Source organism: Thalassotalea montiporae (assembly GCF_053485855.1).
In genome coordinates, this window is record NZ_JBQRUO010000003.1 from 148,188 (window position 1) to 167,965 (window position 19,778).

Sequence of the window (19,778 nt, forward strand, 5' to 3'; positions counted from 1 at the left end):
GTAGTAAAACTTCACTACGGCGTGTATTCCTTTCGCTGGAAAATTAAATTTCCATTAATTCCGCTTCTTTTTCAACCAGTAGTTGGTCTACTTGTTTCACATATTTGTCGGTGATTTTTTGGATTTCATCTTCCGCTTGGTGCATCTCGTCATCACTGATTTCTTTTTCTTTGTTCAGTGTTTTCACATCAGAGTTTGCATCACGGCGAATGTTGCGAATGGCAATTTTACCGTTCTCACCTTCGCCTTTAACCACTTTTACTAGATCTTTACGACGTTCTTCAGTCAGCGGCGGCAATGGAATGCGAATAAGCGTACCTTGTGAAGAAGGGTTTAAGCCTAAATCAGACGATAAAATCGCTTTTTCAACAGCGCCGATCATTGATTTATCAAACACAGTGATCGCTAATGTACGTGCATCTGGAACTGAAACGTTACCCACTTGGTTAAGTGGTGTATCAGCACCGTAGTAATCTACTGAAATGTTGTCCAATAGTGAAGGATGCGCACGACCCGTACGGATTTTATTTAAATTTGTTTTTAATGATTCGATGCTCTTACTCATGCGAGTTTCTGCACCTTTTTTAATATCTTCAATCACTTGGATATTCCTTAATACTGAACAATTAATCTAAGTTTTCGGCGTGATCTATGGTTGTGCCTTCAGCTTGGCCCATTACCACACTTTTTAATGCGCCTGGCTTGTTCATGTTGAATACACGAATTGGCATGCTGTGATCACGCGCTAGGGTAAAGGCAGCTAAGTCCATTACCTTTAATTCTTTTTCTAGCACTTCTTGGTAAGTTAAGTGGCTGTATAAAGTTGCTTCTGGATTTTTTACCGGATCTTCCGAGTAAATGCCATCAACTTTTGTCGCTTTTAATACAGCGTCAGCTTCAATTTCGATGCCGCGTAAACACGCAGCTGAATCTGTGGTAAAGAATGGGTTACCTGTACCTGCACTGAAAATAACCACACGACCAGACTTTAACATGCCAATCGCATCAGCCCAGTTGTAAGTATCACACACGCCAGCTAAGTCGATTGCCGACATTAAACGTGCATTTACAAACGCACGGTGAAGTGCATCACGCATCGCAAGACCATTCATTACCGTTGCTAGCATACCCATTTGGTCGCCAACAACACGGTTCATGCCCGCTTCAGCAAGACCAGCACCACGGAATAAGTTACCACCACCGATAACTAAGCCTACTTGAATACCTAACTCAACGAGTTCTTTAATTTCTTGCGCCATGCGGTCAAGAATTTTCGGATCAATACCGAAACCTTCATCACCCATAAGGGCTTCACCACTGAGTTTTAGAAGAATACGACGATACGTAGGTTTAGGGTTGGTGCTCATAAGCTCAAGATTCCTGTAGATAAAACTGTCGCAGCCGAAATTGACCGCGGCTATTTTAATGGTTTTTACAAAACATCTAAAGCTTTAAATAAAGAAAGGGAATTTAGCGACGCTTTAATAGAAAAAAGCGGTTATTTAATATGCGAATTAGATATTTTACTCCACTTTTAAGCGCAGCTTTAACCACAATGCCAATACGCCAAATGCCAATTCTGCCGCTAGATAAATATACATGATGAGATTTGGGTCACCATCAATCACTATACCTGTAAGCCGACCCAATGCCATTGATAGCAAAAAGAGCGCGACCATTGTTAATGCTAAGTCAATATCATTTCGAACTTTTACGATCACCAATAGCAGCAAACCAATAGCCAATTGTGCGCCGCCATACGTGGCTCGAAAATCAATGATAGCAGAAGTACTCGTTGGACTTGCATCGGTTATCAACATCGCCATTTCAATTGGGAAAAAGATAAACCCTAAGCCATAGAGCAAAAAGAAAACCGCAGTTGCGTAACATAATAGTTTTGCCATTCAAATTCCGGTGAAGCTAAATACGTAAAGACTACATTACTTATGTAGTCAATACCTAACTAGAATTATTCGTATGGAATATAGATTTCCACAGAGGCTCTGTTTTTAAACGTCGAATTTGTAATGAAATTTCGTTCACATAGGAAGCATGTTTTTTGTCTAGCCATAGATATAGCTCAACAGACGCAACGCTTTCGACCTTCAACAGCCCACTTGTATCGATAATGACATTTGGTATTACGAGCACATCTAATCTGCTTTGTTCAAGCATTTTCACGCCCTGGTCCAATAACGTTATTTCTGCTATTGACGCACTTGTTTTGGTTTGAAGGTACTTGATAAGTGCATGAGAGCGAAAAACACCAAGCACTTGTGACTTAGCAAGACTGCTCAAACAGCTCTGCTCTGCACTACAAACATCTTCCTTGAGGACAAATGCATCGACATCTACATTCATAATAGGCTCAGGTATATAGATGATATCATCCCGATCAATTTGTGTAGGAAAGTCAATGGACGATACAAAAAAGCCACCACACTTACCGACTTTAAATAAGTGTTCAGCTCTTTTAGCTGGGCTAAAAAACAATTTAGGATTAAGGTTGGTTGTTTCAAATAATTCCGCCATAAAAGTATCAAGTTTGATATTTTTTGCAGAACTCGATGCTTGCCCAATACATATGGTCAAAAGCTCTTTTTGTGTCTGCTCTGCTGAAGCATAGAAGCAGCTAATGCTGAACAACAAACAAAAAACTAACCTATTGGTTGTAATAGTATTTTTCATTTTATGCCTCTAGCGATTAAGCATTAATTTACTTCATAATTTTTGTAAAGTTAGCAAGTTACTTTTATGGCATAGAAATAGTACAAATAGCTTCCTATCAACTTGTGCGACTTATCCATGCCAAATCAGCATTACCTTTCAAAGGTTTATCAGTTTTTTAATTCGACAACACGATCATTAGAAGCCAGCAGGAATTTTATATTCGAGGAGACTGCAGAAACCCATTACGAAAGCTAGATTTAAAATGGAGATTACGATAAATAGATAAATTCCTACATAACATTTATTAGCTTAGTCAGTATTTTATTAATCAGAAAGGTTCCAACAAAACTAAGCAAAACTGGGTTGTAGTTGTGAGCTGAGCTGGAATTAGAAAATCGCAGATGAGAATGGATGGATTAATGGGTTGAACAATAAGCCTTGGTTTAAGACATAAACTAACGCTTATTATCGGAAATAAAAAAACCGCTCAGTTGAGCGGTTTTTAGTAAGCTTGATTTTAAAATAGCAAATAGCTAGTTTAAATTATTCGCCTTTAGCTGCAGCGATTTGCGCTTCAACTTCTGCTGCGAAATCTTCTTCTTTCTTCTCGATACCTTCACCTACTTCTAGGCGAACGAATGCAGAAACTGAAGTTGCTTTTTCTTTAAGAACCTGACCAACAGTGCTCTTTGGTTCCATGATGAAAGCTTGACCCGTTAAAGAAATTTCACCAGTGAATTTCTTCATGCGGCCAGTAACCATTTTCTCAGCGATTTCAGCAGGCTTGCCTTCGTTCATCGCGATGTCGATTTGGATAGCTTTTTCTTTTTCTACTACGTCAGCTGGTACATCTTCAGGGTTGATGAACTCAGGCTTAGACGCAGCAACGTGCATTGCCATGTGCTTAAGTGTTTCAGCGTCACCTTCACCAGCAACAACAACACCAATTTTTGCACCGTGCTTGTAAGAAGCTAGGTTAGCACCTTCAACGTATGCTACGCGACGTACGTTGATGTTTTCACCGATTTTAGCAACTAAAGCAACACGCTCTTCTTCGAACTTAGCTTGTAAGTCTTCGATAGATAATTTTTCAGCGGCAGCAGCGTCAGCAACTTTGTTAGCAAAGTTTAAGAAGTTTTCGTCTTTTGCAACGAAGTCAGTTTGACAGTTAACTTCTACTAATGCGCCGTCTTTAATGATGATTTGGCCTTCAGCAGCGATGTTACCCGCTTTTTTAGCAGCTTTTGCTTGACCAGACTTACGCATGTTTTCGATCGCAAGTTCCATATCACCGTCAGTTTCCTGAAGGGCTTTTTTACAATCCATCATGCCTGCGCCAGTACGGTCGCGTAATTCTTTAACTAATGCAGCAGTAATTGCCATGAGTTAATTCCTCAATATATAAAAATCTAGAGTCTGCAATGCCAAGTATGGAGGCCTGACATTGCAGATAAATTAAAGAGTGTTAGTAAAAGCGATTATTCCGCTTCAACGAAACCGTCTTTTTCAGCAGCAACAGCGATGTTTTGCTCACGACCTTCAACAACAGCGTTAGCTACTGCATCTGTGTATAGAGAGATCGCACGGATCGCATCGTCGTTACCAGGCACGATGTAATCAACACCGTCTGGGTTTGAGTTAGTATCAACTACAGCTACTACTGGAATACCTAGGTTGTTTGCTTCTTTAACAGCAATGTGCTCGTGATCAGCGTCGATGATGAATAAAGCATCAGGTAAACCACCCATGTTTTTAATACCACCAAGGCTCTTCTCAAGCTTTTCCATTTCACGAGTACGCATTAACGCTTCTTTTTTAGTTAAAGCGTCGAATGTACCGTCAGTGCTTTGAGCTTCTAGGTCTTTTAAACGTTTGATTGATTGACGAACTGTTTTCCAGTTAGTCAACATACCACCTAACCAACGGTGATCAACGTAGAATTGGTCAGCTTTGATTGCTGCTTCACGAACTGCTTCGCTAGCTGCACGCTTAGTACCAACGAATAAGATTTTACCTTTCTTAGCAGAGATGCCAGATAAGAAAGCTAAAGCGTCGTTGAACATTGGAACAGTTTGCTCTAGGTTGATGATATGAACTTTGTCGCGCGCACCGAAAATGAATGGCTTCATTTTAGGGTTCCAGTAACGAGTTTTGTGACCGAAGTGAACACCTGCTTTAAGCATGTCGCGCATAGAAACGTTTGGCATAATTTTTCCTCTTGGGGTTAAGCGTCCATACATCCGATATACACGACTCATAGCAGCGTTAAATTACGCTTGGAGCACCCCGGGTATACCTCTGCAAGATGTATGTGAGTTTATAAAAATGTGTTTCTCATCAAGAGATAACACGACTTAAGTTAATAATGCTATGACTTACCGCTACTACTGACCGGCAACTGTTATTGAATAAGTTACCCACCAAACGATAAATTTAGCGGCGCGTATTATTCCACAACACTTGATTAAACACCAGCAAAACCCACTCACAAATTGTAGAATTTATCGCCACCCTATTGGCTTGCCGTTTTTGATAAAAAAGAACTCTTTAACGCAAGCAACAGAGCGCCAACGCAGGTTGCAAATAATGGTAACAACGCGCGTTAGCGTCACTCTCTTTTTCCACCAAACAACTAAGGTATAAGAGTAACTAAAACGCTGTTGCATTTGATTAACCCTGTTTGAAACTGATTAACGATAGTAATCGCCACCGACAACAGCTAAAATTAGGCCATTAATTACCTCAATAGAAATAGAGATTTACGCCAATGGCCACTGAGCTATTTTTTATTTACGACAGCCACTGCCCGTGGAGCTATGCCACCACTAATTTAGTAAGCGCTGTTGCCGAGAAATTGCCCAAAATTAAAATTCACTTCTTGCACAGCGGTTTATATGACGGTGAAGATAAAATCACTCGTAAAATCACCAATCAGGTGAGTGAGCTAAGTAACATTAAATTTGGCGAACAATACTTAGCCAAGTTGAGCGAAACAAAAGACAGTACCTTAGGCGCTAACCTGATGGCTTGGTCGCAAGCAAAATGCCCAGAAAAATCGTTAGCGATTTTAAAAGCAATGCAACAAGCGCATTTCCAAGCGGGTAACCCATTAACCAACGCTGATGATGTTGCTGATATTGTCGAGCGATTAAAACTATCGCCTTCAAGTAAATGCTTGCAATCAGACAAGTTTGTAAAAGACGCTGAGTTTATGCTGGCTGATATCGAAGAAATTCAAGATATTATTGGCACTCGTGCAATCCCTGCACTCTTATTGGCGCACAATGATGAATTAGTATTGCTTAATCACAACCTTTATCTGTTAGAGCCATCAGCCATTGTTGATGCGATTAATCAAGAAATACGTTAGCTTTTAGTTGGGCTGGCATAGCTAGCGCCAGATTATCAATCAGCTATCAAGCGCCAAGTGTTTTACCCAGCACTTGGCGTTTTTTATTTGGCTGCTATCCAGCGCTCCTTTCTCAACTTCTCGTCCTTTATACCCCCTTTATAACAACCGAATCTCAAGAATTTATCCGCGCATTGAATTGGCATTATTGTCTAGTTGCAAAAACGAATGGTAAACCCCATGGCAACTTAATACGTTTAGTGATTTGATAAGCAAAACCAATCATTGGGAAAGCCCTTAAAAACATGTAGAATGTGGGCAATTTTATTTGAGAAAATATAGAGATTTAGATGACGATTCCGATTAAAAGTCAGGAAGAAATTGAAAAAATGCGCGTGGCAGGCAAGCTAGCCGCAGACGTATTGGAAATGATTGAGCCGCACGTCAAAGCTGGCGTAACAACAGACGAGCTCAATACCATTTGCGCCGAGTACACCGAGAAAGTGCAAGAAGCTATCTCTGCACCGCTTAACTACCACGGTTTTCCAAAGTCAATTTGCACATCAGTCAACCACGTTGTATGCCACGGTATTCCTGACGGCACAGCTTTAAAAGACGGTGATATTATCAATATTGATATTACGGTGATTAAAGACGGTTATCACGGCGATACTAGTAAGATGTTTTTAATTGGTGATGTTTCGCCAGAAGATCGCCGTTTATGTCGCATCACGCAAGAAGCGCTATACACAGGTTTGAAAAAAGTGAAGCCAGGTGTTGCGTTTGGTGAGATTGGTGCAGCAATACAGAAATTTATCAAAAAGTCTGGCCGATTCGGTATTGTCAAAGAGTATTGTGGTCACGGTATTGGCGCGCAGTTCCACGAAGAACCACAAATTGTGCACTACAAGAACAACGATAAAACTAAAATCCAAGAAGGTATGTGTTTTACCGTTGAGCCAATGATCAACATGGGCAAAGCGGGCACTATCTTAGATAAAGAAGATAATTGGACGGTTTACACGGTTGACGGTAAAAAGTCAGCACAGTGGGAACACACAATCCTAGTCACCAAAACCGGTTGTGAAATTTTAACTTTGCGCAGTGACGATACCATTCCGCGCCAGTTAAACAACTAATTCAGCAAACGATTAACTAGACGTTCAACAAGACAAACTAAAAAGCATTACTGTGGAAAATAACAACTTCATACCCAGTCATTTTCAAGAGCCGCTGTGTGTTACCGCACCGACAATGACCAGTGCCGAAGTCTGCGCATTAAGCAAAGACTTCAATCAGTGGCTGCTCTCCATTTTTATCGAAGAAGACATGGAAAACTTGGTACGTGCTCGTGCCCAGTTTGTTGATTTGGTGCTCACGAAATTGTGGGTGCAACATCAGCTTGACGAATATCAACTGAGCCTTATCGCTGTAGGTGGTTATGGCCGTGGTGAGCTGCACCCGCATTCCGACGTTGATATTTTGCTACTCACCCAGCAAAGCATTGAAAAGGATCTCGAAGAGAAAATTGGCGCCTTTATTACCCAACTCTGGGATGTAAAGTTTGATATTGGCCACAGTGTACGTGACGTACAAGAATGTTTAAAACAAGCGGTCAACGACGTTACCATTGCCACCAACTTGATGGAAATGCGCTTGATTTGTGGTAATCAGGCACTGGCTGAGCAATTGCAACCGCTGCTACAAGAAGATGTGTTCTGGACGTCAGAAAAATTCTTTATCGCCAAGCGCGAAGAGCAATTTAAACGTCACAATCAATACCACGGCGCCTCTTATACGCTTGAGCCTAACTTAAAGGCCAACCCAGGCGGTTTGCGTGATATCCAAACCATTGCATGGGTCGCTAAACGTCATTTTATGGCGAACTCGCTGGTTGAGCTGGTTGAACACAAGTACTTAACCTTGAACGAGTATACCGAGCTTATTGAGTGTCAAGATTACTTGTGGCGTATGCGCTTTGCCCTGCATCATGTTGCTGGGCGCAGTGAAAACCGCTTGTTATTTGATTACCAAGCTGATGTCGCGAAAATGATGGGCTTTGGCAGTGCTGGTAAAAAATCGGTTGAACGTATGATGAAGCGTTTTTTCCGCATTATTGGCCGCGTTGCTGAACTCAATAAAATGTTACTGCAACATTTTGAAGAAGAAATTTTGGTGAACAAAACTGAGCCGGCCGTTGTTGAGCTCAACAAAGACTTTATTGTGGTTGGTGGCCTAATTAAAGTCACTAACAATCGGTTATTTATGCGCCCAGTTAAAATTATGGAAATGTTTTTAACTATCGCGCAGAACCCCGTGATTAAAGGCTTGCATTCAGAAACGTTGCGAACCTTACGCAATGCACGCCGCCGCCTTGTATCGCGTTTAAACGATTACGAAGAAAACCGCCGAATTTTCATTGAAATTATCAAGCACCCTCGTGGCTTAGGCTTAGCCTTTAGCCTAATGCACAGACACAGTATTCTGGGCGCTTACCTGCCAGAGTGGCGTTCGATTGTTGGTCAAATGCAGTTTGACTTATTCCATGCTTATTCCGTAGACGAGCACAGCTATCGCTTGATTAAAAACCTGTATCGCTTTAGCCAACCAGAGCATAACCACGAATTTCCGCGTTGCAGTAAAATTGTGCAACGTATTCGCAAGCCGGAAGTTTTATATTTAGCGGGTATTTTCCACGACATCGCTAAAGGTCGTGGTGGCGACCATGCGGAACTTGGCGCAGTAGATGCCCTTAACTTTGCCAAAGAGCACAAACTTAACGACCACGATGGCCGTATGATCGCGTGGCTGGTTCAGCAGCATTTATTAATGTCGGTAACCGCTCAGCGACGTGATATTTCAGACCCAGATGTGATTAAGCAATTTGGTGAAGTTGTACGCGATGAAGCCCACTTAGATTATTTATATTGTTTAACCGTTGCCGATATGCGCGCCACTAACGAAAGTTTATGGAATAGCTGGAAAGCTAACTTATTAGAAGAGCTTTATCTTGCCACTAAGCGTGCTTTCAGACGAGGCCTTGAGAAACCTGTTGATTTGGCCGACCAAATTAAAGAAAACGAACAACAAGCGCAGGAATTACTGCTTGCAGAAGGTATCGCTGAAGATGCGATTAGCGAACTATGGCAGGAGTTTGGCTCTGATTACTTCCTACGCTATTCACCTACGCAAATAGCTTGGCACACGCAACATATTCTGGGCCATGACCGCAATGAGCCACTGGTGATAGTGAGTCCAAAACCTTATCGCGGTGGTACGGAAGTCTTTGTCTTCACCAAAGAACGCTCAAATATTTTCGCCAATACCGTCGCCCTGCTCGGTAGCAAAAAACTGTCGATTCATGACGCGAAAATTATTACCAGCAATACAGGTTACACGGTTAATACCTTCGTCGTATTGGATCATCAATCAAAGGCCATTACTGACGAACCTCGCCAGCTTGAAATAGCACGTTTGCTTGCCTCTCGTTTAAGCCAAGAAACACTAGCAACGATCGAAGTTCAGCCGGTATCTAAACGTTTGCAAACGTTTAACTTAAAAACACAAGTAGGCTTTATCCAAACAGAAGATGACAGCACCACCTTATTGGAAATTATCACCACTGACCGACCTGGCTTACTAGCCAGCTTCGCGCAGGTGTTTGCCGACTTAAAGCTAAACATTCACAGCGCCAAAATCACCACATTTGGCGAGCGTGCTGAAGACGTATTTACCGTCTCAAATGCAGACTACCAAGCATTAACGACAACAGAACAACAACTTTTAAACGAACGTCTTTGTGACGATATCGTTTAACAAATGAAGGATTTAACATGCAAAATCAAGAGATTACAGACTTGCAAGCAACGATTGAACAAGCGTTTGAAAATCGTATGTCTATTACGCCTGCAACGGTAACCAACGAAGTTAAAGATGCGGTATTGGCAGCACTTGCTGCGCTAAACAATGGCTCAGCCCGAGTGGCTGAAAAAGTCGCTGGCGAATGGGTTGTTCATCAGTGGCTAAAAAAAGCCGTACTGCTTAGCTTCCGCATTTGGGACAATGAAATTATTGACGGCGCAGAGAGCAAATTCTTCGATAAAGTGCCATTAAAATACAGTGACTACACACAAGCAATGTTTGAAGCTGATGGCGTACGCGTTGTACCACCAGCAACCGTGCGTACAGGTAGCTATGTCGGTAAAAACGTGGTTGTGATGCCGAGTTATGTCAACATCGGCGCCTACGTTGATGAAGGCACTATGGTCGATACCTGGGCCACTGTAGGCTCGTGTGCACAAATTGGTAAGAATGTTCACCTTTCTGGCGGTGTTGGCATTGGTGGAGTATTAGAGCCACTGCAAGCAGGCCCAACGATTATTGAAGATAACTGCTTTATTGGCGCACGTTCTGAAATTGTTGAAGGCGTTGTTGTTGAAGAAGGGGCAGTGATTTCAATGGGTGTTTACATCGGCCAAAGTACGCGCATTTATGATCGCGAAACAGGTGAAACACACTATGGCCGCGTGCCTGCCGGCTCTGTGGTAGTGCCAGGCAACTTGCCATCGAAATGTGGTACTTACAGCCTTTACGCTGCAATTATCGTGAAAAAAGTGGATGCAAAAACACGTGCTAAAGTAGGTATTAACGCCCTACTTCGTTCAGTTTCTGACGAATAAAAGTAACAAATAAACATTTTGAGAGTTGACTAGGTTAAGCTAATAACATGGGTTTAACCTGACTAAAATACCAAGCGCTAGATTTTTGACAGTAAAAATCTAGCGCTTTTTTTATCACTAAAAACGCTCGTTTTACGAAAATTCCGTACTAACAAATAAATTTAAATCGCATTAATTTTAATCACTTAGCCTAATTAACCAAGTGTCAAAAATGCATTGGTATAGCGCTTGCTCAGACTGGTATTAGAAACACAACAGTCATTATCAGTAGTTGCCATGAAAGTTATTAGCCAGTTAGTTACCTTAGCCTTTGTTTTAGTATTGAGCGCCTGCTCTAGTACCGAGAATGTTGCATACCAAGATTACAAAAAGCCATTAACTAATGATACTGAACTGCTCATTAGTTTATTAAAGCGTCCAACGACGGCGGATCAAATTATGATGGCGCAATTTGAGCAAACGCGAAACGAGGCGCTTGGCCTACAAAATGTCGGTTATGTGAAGATTAAGGGTGAGCGTGATAACAAAGCGCCAGCAACTGCCCGCCCTAAACACCGCCTTGATTGGTTATACGACCACTACAGTCGCCAATACAACACTCAATTTGTGAGCTTAACCGGTGACACTAATACTCCTAAAAGCACTAAACTATAGCGCGCTTGATACGTACAGCTACGAACCCGCTAACGGATGGCACCCAAAGCCTACACTTTGATATCTTGCCAATCTAGCTTTTCAAATACTGATAACCACTGCTGATCAAACGCCGCTTCAATCACCAGCGGCTTTTTTGTCACTGGGTGTTCAAACGCCAGCTTTTGAGCAAACAACATCAAACGGCGGTAACCAAATTCCTCCGCGAAAAACGGATTTTGTTTGTTATCACCATAGTTAACATCGCCAATGATAGGGAAACGCAGATGCGATAAGTGCCGGCGAATTTGATGACGACGACCCGTTTCAGGGCTGGCTTTCACCAAAGAATAACGCACGGTAGCGTAACGCCCTAATGGCTTATTGATAACGCCTTGGGCAATCGTGGTAAATTGCGTGACAGCAGCTTGCGCTGGCTTGTCTTCGTTTGCGTATTTGTCGCCAATTTTATCCAGCTTTTCCTTTAGTGGATAATCAACACGTACCTCATCCGCCAAAAAACCACGCACTAAGGCATAATAGGTTTTCTCAATATCACGCGTAATAAATTTATCGTTTAATGCCCTTGCTACTTCTTGGTCAAGCGCAAACAATAAGACACCGCTAGTTGGCTTGTCGAGTCGATGAATGGGGTAAACATATTGTCCTATTTGATCGCGCAGTAATTGCAAAGCAAAATAGCGTTCGTGCCTATCTAAAAAGCTGCGATGGACAAATAAACCTGCTGGTTTGTCTATCGCGACCAAGTATTCATCTTGATAAAGAATCGTTAATACTGGCTTTTGCTCTTCACACGCCTTTGCCTCTAAAAATTCCGGCTGATTGGCGCTATCGATTACTGACTTACTCATTGCGTAAAAACTTCTGTTGTTGACGCTGACCACTTAGCAATTCATCAATATCGCCAATAATGTTAATTAAACCTGCTGCCTTATCTGATAAGCCAACAAATGCCTCTTCCGCCATCGGGCATAACGCTATCTGTGTCGGTAGCGGCTGTTGATTTTTAATTAGCTGGTACATTTGTGGTAGGAAGATATATTGTAACCACTGCTCAAACCGCAAGGTATCGACACAAAACGGTGCTGTGCTCATTAACTTTTCAGGGTTAGGTTTAACTAAACTCCAAAGGGTTAAGCGACGCAACTCTTGCTCTAGTTGATAAAGTAACTCGTCGATACTGTGTTTTTGCGGATTCATTGGTAGGCAATCTGATTTTGACCATAGTTTTATCGGCGCATTATCCTTATAATTCGCCTCAAATTCGACTACTTTTTCAATTATGGATCGCATCGATACTATCTCAGAGCTGTTGCAATTTTCTGGCTCGCAATTCCGCATTTACGATATCGGCCGTAAAATTACTAAAATCAGTAAAGATGACTTTAACCGCGTCGAACAAAATATGATGCCCTACCCTTATCCTAGCCAGGGGCATGCTCATATCGCGATTGCTTTTTGGCAAGCAAAGTCGAAAGCGCCTTATTTATGGTTTATCAAATTACCACTAGATGAACGCGGCCTGTTAAACCAAGGCTCACGCAATCACTTTATTGCCATCATTATCGAAGCACTGGGCCAAGACTTAACGGTTGACCCTACTGAAAAACAAGAAGAGCTGCTTAATAGCAATCCATACCATATCACGCCTGCTGAATATAAATTGGCCGCGATAAATACGTTAGTTAGAAAAGAGTTAAAACAGCCTGCAAGTATTCACTTCGAGCACTTTCAAGAATACGCTAGTGGTCAGCTTACTTGGGATGAATGGCAATCTATTGGTATCCAAGGGATCAGCGATTTGGCGGCAGAAATTAATCAGCCAAGTATTAACGAAGCGGTGGCAAAAAATATCGCAAACTTTGACGCTAATGTACTCATTCCGTTTTGCCATGCACTAGAAAACCAGCAATTACCGTTGAATGTGTTGGACGCACTGATTGCATTGATTAAAATAGCAGAAGACAGCGAAACCAAAGCACAATTGATCAGAGCACTGGCAAGCACTGCTGAGCATCCACATGTTATCGCTTTAATCAGCGAACTATTAGTTAAGCCTCAAACGGATGATATTTATATCACACTAGCTGGTCGCTGTTGGTTAGGCCTAAACGCAACAACGCTTGAGCAGCTATTATCACAATTAGCAGCCAAGTCAGATCTCGCGTTATTTACCGCGATTTTTAAAGACCTAGTTGCAATTCCTGCGTTGCGACCTCATGTCTTTGCTGTCATGCGCAGCGAAACTCGCAGTGACGCACTGGCAAAGGCCATTGGCCAGCTGTTTGGCTAACGCGAGCAACAACATCAAGAAATAACAGAGAAACATATGGGCGATATTTATTTACTGTTGGGGATTTTCTTAGTCGGTTGGTATTTTTGGTACTTACGAAAAGTTGCCGAAATCGCTAAGGTTCACGCCAAACGCCACTGCGAACAGCAGGGTTTACAGCTCATTTCTGTGTTCCGCAAAAGCGCAATGCCTCGCTTTAACAAGCGACAAGGCTTTTATATTCGAAGTCTGTTTGATTTTGAGTTTAGTGGTGATGGTGAATCCAGCGCCACTGGCACCATGGAGCTATACGGCTTAAAACTAAATGACGTTAATATGCCCGCATATCGGATATAATCAACCAATTAGCGCTTAGCACTCTTTTCTTTAGCAGCATTAAAAAAGCGAAAATCAGCATAGGCCTATTTTCGCTTTTTTGTTTTTACGTTTTGCTTTTTACTTCAAGCTTTTGCTTTAGGCAATAAACCCTATTTTAAGCTGATGGTGGTATGTACCTCAGAGCCATCTTGATGATCTGGTTCAAACCAACGCGCGGTGACTGATTTAGTTTGCGTCCAGAAGCTAATCACTTGCTTGCCGTTCGGCCCTAAATCCCCCAACTTTGAACCACGTGAACCAGTAAAGCTAAAATAAGCAACGGGTACTGGAATGGGTACGTTAATTCCCACTTGACCGACATCTATCTCATTTTCAAACTTGCGAGCATACCAACCGCTTGAGGTAAAAATAGAAGTGCCATTACCGTTCGGGTTAGCATTGATAATATCGATAGCATCATCAAGGGTTTCCGCTTCCAACACACAAAGTGCTGGGCCGAAAATTTCCTGAGTGTAAATATCCATATCCCTGGTCACTTTAGAAAACATGGTCGGACCGACAAAGTTACCTTGTTCATAGCCTTCAACCACACAGTTGCGGCCATCAACAAGCAATTCAGCCCCTTGCTCAACACCTGAATCGAGCAACCGTAAAATACGTGCTTTCGCTTGTGGCGATACCACAGGGCCTAAATCGGCATCACGCTGAGAGCCTGGCCCTACTTTTAAGGCTTTGGCACGCTCTGCTATTTCAGGTAACCAGTTTCGAGCTTCGCCCACTAAAATCGTTACGGGGTTTGCCATACAGCGCTGCCCTGCTGCGCCAAAAGCTGAGCCTAATAAATCGTTAATCGCTCGGTCTTTATTGGCATCAGGCATGATCACCATATGATTTTTGGCGCCCATCATCGCCTGAGCGCGTTTACCATGCTGGCTTGCATGGTTATAAACATGAGTACCAACATGGGTTGAACCAATAAAAGATACCGCTTTAACGTCTTGGTGTTCACACAATGCATCCACCACCTCTGGGCCACCATGAACAACATTAATCACGCCAGCAGGAATACCCGCTTCTAATGCCAATTCGACAAAGCGAATCGTTGATGATGGGTCTTGCTCAGATGGTTTAAGCACAAAGGTATTGCCACACGCAACGGCTGGCGGGAACATAAACGCAGGTAGCATTACCGGGAAGTTAAACGCAGTAATACCAACACCAACACCTAGCGGCTTATTCAGTGTGTACGTATCTACCCCAGTGGCCGAATTGTTGGCCATTTCACCAAGCTGTAATCGGGTGATAGCACAAGCATTTTCAACTGCTTCCAACGCCCTGCCGACTTCGCCTTCGGCATCTGGCAAGGTTTTACCATGCTCTAAGGTGATCAACTCGGCAATTTCGCTGGTGTGCTCGCGCACTAGTTCTTGAAAGCGCACCATAATGCGCATGCGATTAGTTAATGACACTTGCGACCATGTCTTAAATGCTTGTTTAGCACTAGCAACCGCTGCGGCAATCTCTTGTGGTGTCGCCATTGGCACTTGTGCTACCACCTCTTGAGTGGCTGGATTTAGCACATCTAACCAAGTATCCGTTGCAGATTGCACTTTTTCGCCGCCAATAATCAGCGGAATTTTTCGGATCGTCATAACTTATCTCTAGGCTTAACTTAATATGAGTTCATAGCGCTACGTTAGCGCTTAGTGTTTCCCCCAACAACAAGCATAAACGCAAGAAATCTTGCATAATTGCAAGCAAACTGCTTTAGCTTTTATAATGCCTCAATTATTATGCCTAAGAGCGCTATCACTGGTAGAGCAGATGAACTGGGAAGATTTACGGATATTTTTAGAAGTTTCACGCGCTGAAAAGCTATCAGTCGCGGCGCGCCGATTGGGTATCGACGCATCAACCGTTTCTCGGCGTTTGCACCAACTAGAAACCAGCTTGTCAGCACAGCTATTTGAGCGAACAAGCAATGGCCATGTATTAACGCCTGACGGCAAATTATTGGTGGCCAGAGCGAGTAAAATGGAGCAAGATGCTACATTAGCCTTTGAACAAATTGCCCTGCACAATACCAGTGAACACGGCACTGTTCGCATCGGCGCTACCGAAGCGTTTGGCAACAATTTTATCGCCCCAAATTTAACTGGCTTGCAAACCAATCACCCAAAAATAGAAGTAGAGCTTTTGCAGTTCGCCCGCGATGTCAAAATCAGCCGCAATGAAGCAGATATCGCTATTATGGTTGAGCGCCCGAAAAGTACATCGATGATCGTCACTAAACTAACCGATTATCAGCTACAAATTTATGGTAGTCGTAAAAATCAACATCATTACCAACACTTAGCCTTATCACAATTACCTAGCCAGCCATGGGTGAGTTATGTTGATAACTTATTATTTACCGAGCAGCTTAGCTACTTAGATGAAGTGGCTGAAAATATAAAACCAGTATTTCGCAGCACCAGTATTATCAGCCAATACAGTGCGATAAAGTCAGGCTTAGGGATTGGTATTTTGCCATGCTTTTTAGCTGAGCAAGATGCTGAGCTTGTAAAGCTTGTCGCAGATGAAGTTACCATTACCCGTAGCTTATGGTTGGTCACTCACCCTGAGCTTAAACGCCTAGAACGCGTTGCCACTGTCTGGGAATTCTTAAAAATGCTTGCCAAAGAAAAACAGCATTTATTGCTTCCTCAGACTAAATAAACCTTTTAGAGCTTAATCAAGGCATCAAAGAAGGTACATCAAGCTAACTGAAATACGCTTACCTGCTCATCAAAAGCATCAGCAACCAAATCGGCATCTGCTTTATTAAAACCTAATTTGCGTAAAAGTTGCTGTGAGGCGTCATTATCGACACTAGTTACTGCTAACACAGGGCGAATATCAGAAAAGTGCGAAAGCACTCCTTCAGCCGCTTCAAAAGTGTAACCTTTTCGGTAATATTGCGGTAGCAAAGCATAGCCGATATCTGGGTATGGCATGTTATCTCGTTGCAACAAGCCACAAAGGCCAATGACCTTTGGTTGCGCGTCAGTTTGTGATGAAGAGCTAAGGTCTGGTGACAACTCCATTGCCAACATACTAAAGCCATGAGTTTCTTGGCAAAGCATAGGCCCCTGCTCTAGATAAGCTATGGCATCTGATTGAGTACGAATACCTTTGTCGGCGACATTGCGAATAAAATCAGGCTGGCTAAAAATATCAATCACAAATTGCCAGTCATCTAATGTCAGTGGTCTGAGTGTTAACCTTCGGGTTGTGATCATCTCTAGGATGTTCCTTATGCCTTAATTGCTTTGTCTTAGCCGATTATGTCTCAGATACTCAGAGATTTACTGTTATTGATAAACGCTTGATAGCGTTCCAGCGCATCAGCTCGCCCTAGATTTGGCTGGCAAACACTTTTCTGATATTGGAAGTTAAACAAATCAAACCACAATGACAAATGCTCACTTGCTTGATCATCACCATTTAATGCAAGTAGCTGAGCAGCCACTTGCGCTGTCGAAAACTGATTCTCTACCTCAGCTTCACGAATATAATTAGCCGATAGATTTTCTGCTTGATTACTTTCATTTTTCAGCAAGTCAGCGCCCGCACTCACACTGACAACGGGGAAGTTATCTAAATAGGGGCTTTTACGAAACATTTTTTTCGCTTCACGCCAGCTACCATCCAATAACACAAATAGTGGTGTTTTCTGCTTTCCTACTTTTTGTTCGTTAACGCCTTCGCCAGCGACTTTAGGAACTTGATTCAGATAAACCTGTCTAGGCGCAACCGCATATTGCTCAGGAAAAACAACACAAGGTTGATAGCAAGGGGTTGCCAGTAAAGCTAGCAACTGGGTATTAGGCTCAGTACGTGACCAAATAAACGCCGATGTATTGGGTACCACATCAGCAATTAAACGCGCAGTATTACTCGGTTTAAGCACTTCAGCATCATGCATGATAATTGCGAAATGCGCATTTGCGAGAGAGGGCTGGCGCAAATGGCAAATACAATTGTCGTTAGCTAGCTGACAATACTCGCAGCGCAGCACTTTTTTGCCACGCGCATTAAATGGTTTAGTGCTAATGCCTTTGCGGTAGCGATATAATTGTTGCACTGAGTGATTCATAGTTGATATTTACTGCATGGCTTGCGAGGGTGTATTGCTTTGAGTCTTACTTTGCATTAGTGAGAAAGCGCATTAAAATTGCCAAATGTTACCGCCAAGCTAAGTAATTCAGCGCTATTCTACTGCGAACAAGGTAAAACGTGAAGTTTACGCACTACGACTTAGGAATTCTAATAAAAAATCAGGTTGTTGAAGTTTCATTGTCAGGTAACGCCGCCAACGTCTACTTAATGGAATCAAAGCACTTCCAAGAATATAAAAGAGCGCGTAAACGCTTTGGGATTGGCGGTCTGATGATGCACACACCCGTTCGACTTATTGTGCCACACTCAGGCCATTGGTTAGTGACATTGGATTTTGGTGGGTTTATTGGCAAGGTAGACAGTAACGTTAAAGTTTACCCCGCCAATACCAGCATTGAATCTTAATTTTAATTGGCTTTCTATCTAACCTGCCCTTACACAACAGCTGGGCTTAAATTCGTTGGCAAAGGACAAGATAGACAAAAGTTCGAGAAGACAGGCTAAGCATGCAACTATATTTTGTTGTTATGATGAGCCGATACTTCTAACAAATCAAAATCAGCAAGCTCACTAATCTCATCACGCATCTGCGCTTCTAACTCATCAATAACAACAATTGATTGACACAAAGCATCTGCTTTAGCTTCCAGTAACTCAGCACGCGCTTCCATTTGTTGTTCGATATCGGCGCCAAAATTTTCCATTCGGGTTTCTAAAGCTTCCATATCACCGCCAGCAAACAACATTTCCTGCCCTACGGCGATAAGCAAAGAACCAATCGAATCTTGAATGGCACTTTCGATGGTGTCTTCTACACGCTCTTCAAAATCTTCTCCTAAGAAATCTTCGCCAATAGCACCATTTTCATCAAAGCGAATGCCTGACTCCAATGAAAGGCGGGTATCCAATTCACTGCCCAGCTTGTTTAATTCTTGCGTAAGGTTATTTGCGAGGTTATTGCCCTCACCTAGTAATTCATTAAACGCTAAATTAACGCCTTCTGTAGCCAATGCAATTCCCTCTATTGCGATACCTTTAACTTCCGGTACCACTGCGCGAATGCTGTCAGCGTAATCTGCGACCAAAGCTTCTTGATGAGCTGCTAAAGAAACTTCTTCACCGTTCACTACAAGGGTATTTTCACCAACAATTTTATATAACACTTTGTCATTTTTTGTGAACTCTATGACCTCATGGTTGATATACATGCCGGTTTCTAGGTTGACATCACATGCATCGCTATTAATGTCGTGAGCCGATACTGGTGCTGAAATCAGGGTTGCTGAAATTAGTGTAACACTGGCCGCTGTTAATTTTTTCATTATTCTATCCTTAACCTTAAGTTCGTTGCATTGCTATTGACCTATAAGCAAATGCTGTTCAATAAGTCGTTATCAGCAACTTTCATTTCAATTCCAATGCCATGTATTTTTATCTTTTAAAACAAAACCTTAATTTAAACCCATCAGAGTCAAAAAATTATATTTCCAATATATTGGCTATATTTCCTAAGTTTTAGTTATTTTAAAAAGTAAAATTAGAATGGAGGTCAATAATAGTCATTAGCAAGCACGTAAGTATGTGGTAACGTGAACCTTTGATTTATAGCGGTAGGTATATGCTATGTACTTCGCTTACGGAAAAGCTAAGGGCG

At 42.3% G+C, this 19,778-nt stretch carries 21 protein-coding genes; 9 read left to right on the forward strand and 12 right to left on the reverse strand.

Annotated elements, in window-relative coordinates:
- Positions 1-43 precede the first annotated feature (43 nt).
- The 6 genes from frr to rpsB all read right to left on the reverse strand — a co-directional run bounded on the left by frr (position 44) and on the right by rpsB (position 4,877).
- A complete protein-coding gene (gene frr, locus ACSLUR_RS11315) occupies positions 44-565 on the reverse strand; it encodes a ribosome recycling factor (RefSeq protein ID WP_374188852.1) in 522 nt (173 codons plus the stop codon).
- A gap of 61 nt (positions 566-626) precedes the next feature.
- Positions 627-1,367 carry a UMP kinase gene (pyrH, locus tag ACSLUR_RS11320; protein WP_116000796.1) on the reverse strand — a complete coding sequence of 247 codons (741 nt, stop codon included), beginning with the start codon at positions 1,365-1,367 and terminating at the stop codon, positions 627-629.
- Positions 1,368-1,523: 156 nt separating this feature from the next.
- On the reverse strand, positions 1,524-1,904 hold the full coding sequence (locus ACSLUR_RS11325; protein ID WP_448554615.1) for a DUF4345 domain-containing protein: 381 nt from the start codon (positions 1,902-1,904) through the stop codon (positions 1,524-1,526).
- Between the two features lie 55 nt (positions 1,905-1,959).
- A complete protein-coding gene (locus ACSLUR_RS11330; protein ID WP_448554617.1) occupies positions 1,960-2,688 on the reverse strand; it encodes a transporter substrate-binding domain-containing protein in 729 nt (242 codons plus the stop codon).
- A gap of 525 nt (positions 2,689-3,213) precedes the next feature.
- Entirely contained in the window at positions 3,214-4,053 is an 840-nt protein-coding gene (gene tsf / locus ACSLUR_RS11335; RefSeq protein ID WP_116000801.1) for a translation elongation factor Ts, read from the reverse strand.
- A gap of 95 nt (positions 4,054-4,148) precedes the next feature.
- Positions 4,149-4,877 (reverse strand): 30S ribosomal protein S2, encoded by a 729-nt coding sequence (gene rpsB / locus ACSLUR_RS11340; RefSeq protein WP_116000803.1) that lies wholly within the window; start codon positions 4,875-4,877, stop codon positions 4,149-4,151.
- 560 nt (positions 4,878-5,437) lie between these two features.
- Here rpsB and ACSLUR_RS11345 point away from each other — a divergent pair.
- From ACSLUR_RS11345 to ACSLUR_RS11365, 5 genes are all read left to right on the forward strand, one after another.
- On the forward strand, positions 5,438-6,040 hold the full coding sequence (locus ACSLUR_RS11345; RefSeq protein ID WP_448554620.1) for a hypothetical protein: 603 nt from the start codon (positions 5,438-5,440) through the stop codon (positions 6,038-6,040).
- Between the two features lie 329 nt (positions 6,041-6,369).
- Complete coding sequence (gene map, locus ACSLUR_RS11350) at positions 6,370-7,158, forward strand: type I methionyl aminopeptidase (RefSeq protein WP_448554622.1); 789 nt, start codon at positions 6,370-6,372, stop codon at positions 7,156-7,158.
- 52 nt (positions 7,159-7,210) lie between these two features.
- Positions 7,211-9,835, forward strand: a complete 2,625-nt coding sequence (gene glnD, locus ACSLUR_RS11355; protein ID WP_448554624.1) for a [protein-PII] uridylyltransferase — start codon at positions 7,211-7,213, stop codon at positions 9,833-9,835.
- Positions 9,836-9,852: 17 nt separating this feature from the next.
- On the forward strand, positions 9,853-10,698 hold the full coding sequence (gene dapD, locus ACSLUR_RS11360) for a 2,3,4,5-tetrahydropyridine-2,6-dicarboxylate N-succinyltransferase (RefSeq protein WP_448554626.1): 846 nt from the start codon (positions 9,853-9,855) through the stop codon (positions 10,696-10,698).
- Between the two features lie 276 nt (positions 10,699-10,974).
- Complete coding sequence (locus tag ACSLUR_RS11365) at positions 10,975-11,352, forward strand: hypothetical protein (protein WP_448554628.1); 378 nt, start codon at positions 10,975-10,977, stop codon at positions 11,350-11,352.
- A gap of 50 nt (positions 11,353-11,402) precedes the next feature.
- Here ACSLUR_RS11365 and truC read toward each other — a convergent pair whose 3' ends face one another.
- On the reverse strand, positions 11,403-12,203 hold the full coding sequence (gene truC / locus ACSLUR_RS11370) for a tRNA pseudouridine(65) synthase TruC (protein ID WP_448554630.1): 801 nt from the start codon (positions 12,201-12,203) through the stop codon (positions 11,403-11,405).
- Positions 12,196-12,645, reverse strand: coding sequence for a YqcC family protein (locus ACSLUR_RS11375; RefSeq protein ID WP_448554632.1), 450 nt, complete (start codon positions 12,643-12,645; stop codon positions 12,196-12,198). Before ACSLUR_RS11375 ends, truC begins: the two co-directional genes overlap by 8 nt.
- On the opposite strand from ACSLUR_RS11375, the gene ACSLUR_RS11380 reads away from it, so the two are divergent.
- Complete coding sequence (locus ACSLUR_RS11380; protein ID WP_448554634.1) at positions 12,635-13,645, forward strand: DUF3549 family protein; 1,011 nt, start codon at positions 12,635-12,637, stop codon at positions 13,643-13,645. The two genes, ACSLUR_RS11375 and ACSLUR_RS11380, sit on opposite strands and share 11 nt — an antisense overlap.
- A 36-nt stretch (positions 13,646-13,681) precedes the next feature.
- Positions 13,682-13,981 carry a DUF3301 domain-containing protein gene (locus tag ACSLUR_RS11385; RefSeq protein WP_448554636.1) on the forward strand — a complete coding sequence of 100 codons (300 nt, stop codon included), beginning with the start codon at positions 13,682-13,684 and terminating at the stop codon, positions 13,979-13,981.
- 131 nt (positions 13,982-14,112) lie between these two features.
- Here the strand turns inward: ACSLUR_RS11385 and ACSLUR_RS11390 are convergent, their stop codons facing one another.
- The gene (locus tag ACSLUR_RS11390; RefSeq protein ID WP_448554638.1) at positions 14,113-15,615 is read right to left on the reverse strand and encodes a CoA-acylating methylmalonate-semialdehyde dehydrogenase; all 1,503 of its coding nucleotides are present in this window, start codon (positions 15,613-15,615) and stop codon (positions 14,113-14,115) included.
- Between the two features lie 127 nt (positions 15,616-15,742).
- Here ACSLUR_RS11390 and ACSLUR_RS11395 point away from each other — a divergent pair, with 127 nt between their 5' ends.
- Positions 15,743-16,681, forward strand: a complete 939-nt coding sequence (locus ACSLUR_RS11395) for a LysR family transcriptional regulator (RefSeq protein ID WP_448554640.1) — start codon at positions 15,743-15,745, stop codon at positions 16,679-16,681.
- Positions 16,682-16,719: 38 nt separating this feature from the next.
- On the opposite strand, the gene ACSLUR_RS11400 is transcribed toward ACSLUR_RS11395, so the two are convergent.
- Both ACSLUR_RS11400 and ACSLUR_RS11405 read right to left on the reverse strand, forming a co-directional pair.
- On the reverse strand, positions 16,720-17,244 hold the full coding sequence (locus tag ACSLUR_RS11400; protein WP_448554642.1) for a GNAT family N-acetyltransferase: 525 nt from the start codon (positions 17,242-17,244) through the stop codon (positions 16,720-16,722).
- A 50-nt stretch (positions 17,245-17,294) separates the two neighbouring features.
- Complete coding sequence (locus ACSLUR_RS11405) at positions 17,295-18,101, reverse strand: tRNA-uridine aminocarboxypropyltransferase (protein ID WP_448554644.1); 807 nt, start codon at positions 18,099-18,101, stop codon at positions 17,295-17,297.
- A gap of 140 nt (positions 18,102-18,241) precedes the next feature.
- Between ACSLUR_RS11405 and ACSLUR_RS11410 the strand changes: the two genes are divergently transcribed.
- Positions 18,242-18,529: a DUF1883 domain-containing protein gene (locus ACSLUR_RS11410; RefSeq protein WP_448554646.1), complete on the forward strand. Its 288-nt coding sequence runs from the start codon at positions 18,242-18,244 to the stop codon at positions 18,527-18,529.
- A 107-nt stretch (positions 18,530-18,636) separates the two neighbouring features.
- Here ACSLUR_RS11410 and ACSLUR_RS11415 read toward each other — a convergent pair whose 3' ends face one another.
- A complete protein-coding gene (locus ACSLUR_RS11415) occupies positions 18,637-19,446 on the reverse strand; it encodes a DUF2884 family protein (protein WP_448554648.1) in 810 nt (269 codons plus the stop codon).
- Positions 19,447-19,778: the final 332 nt, after the last annotated feature.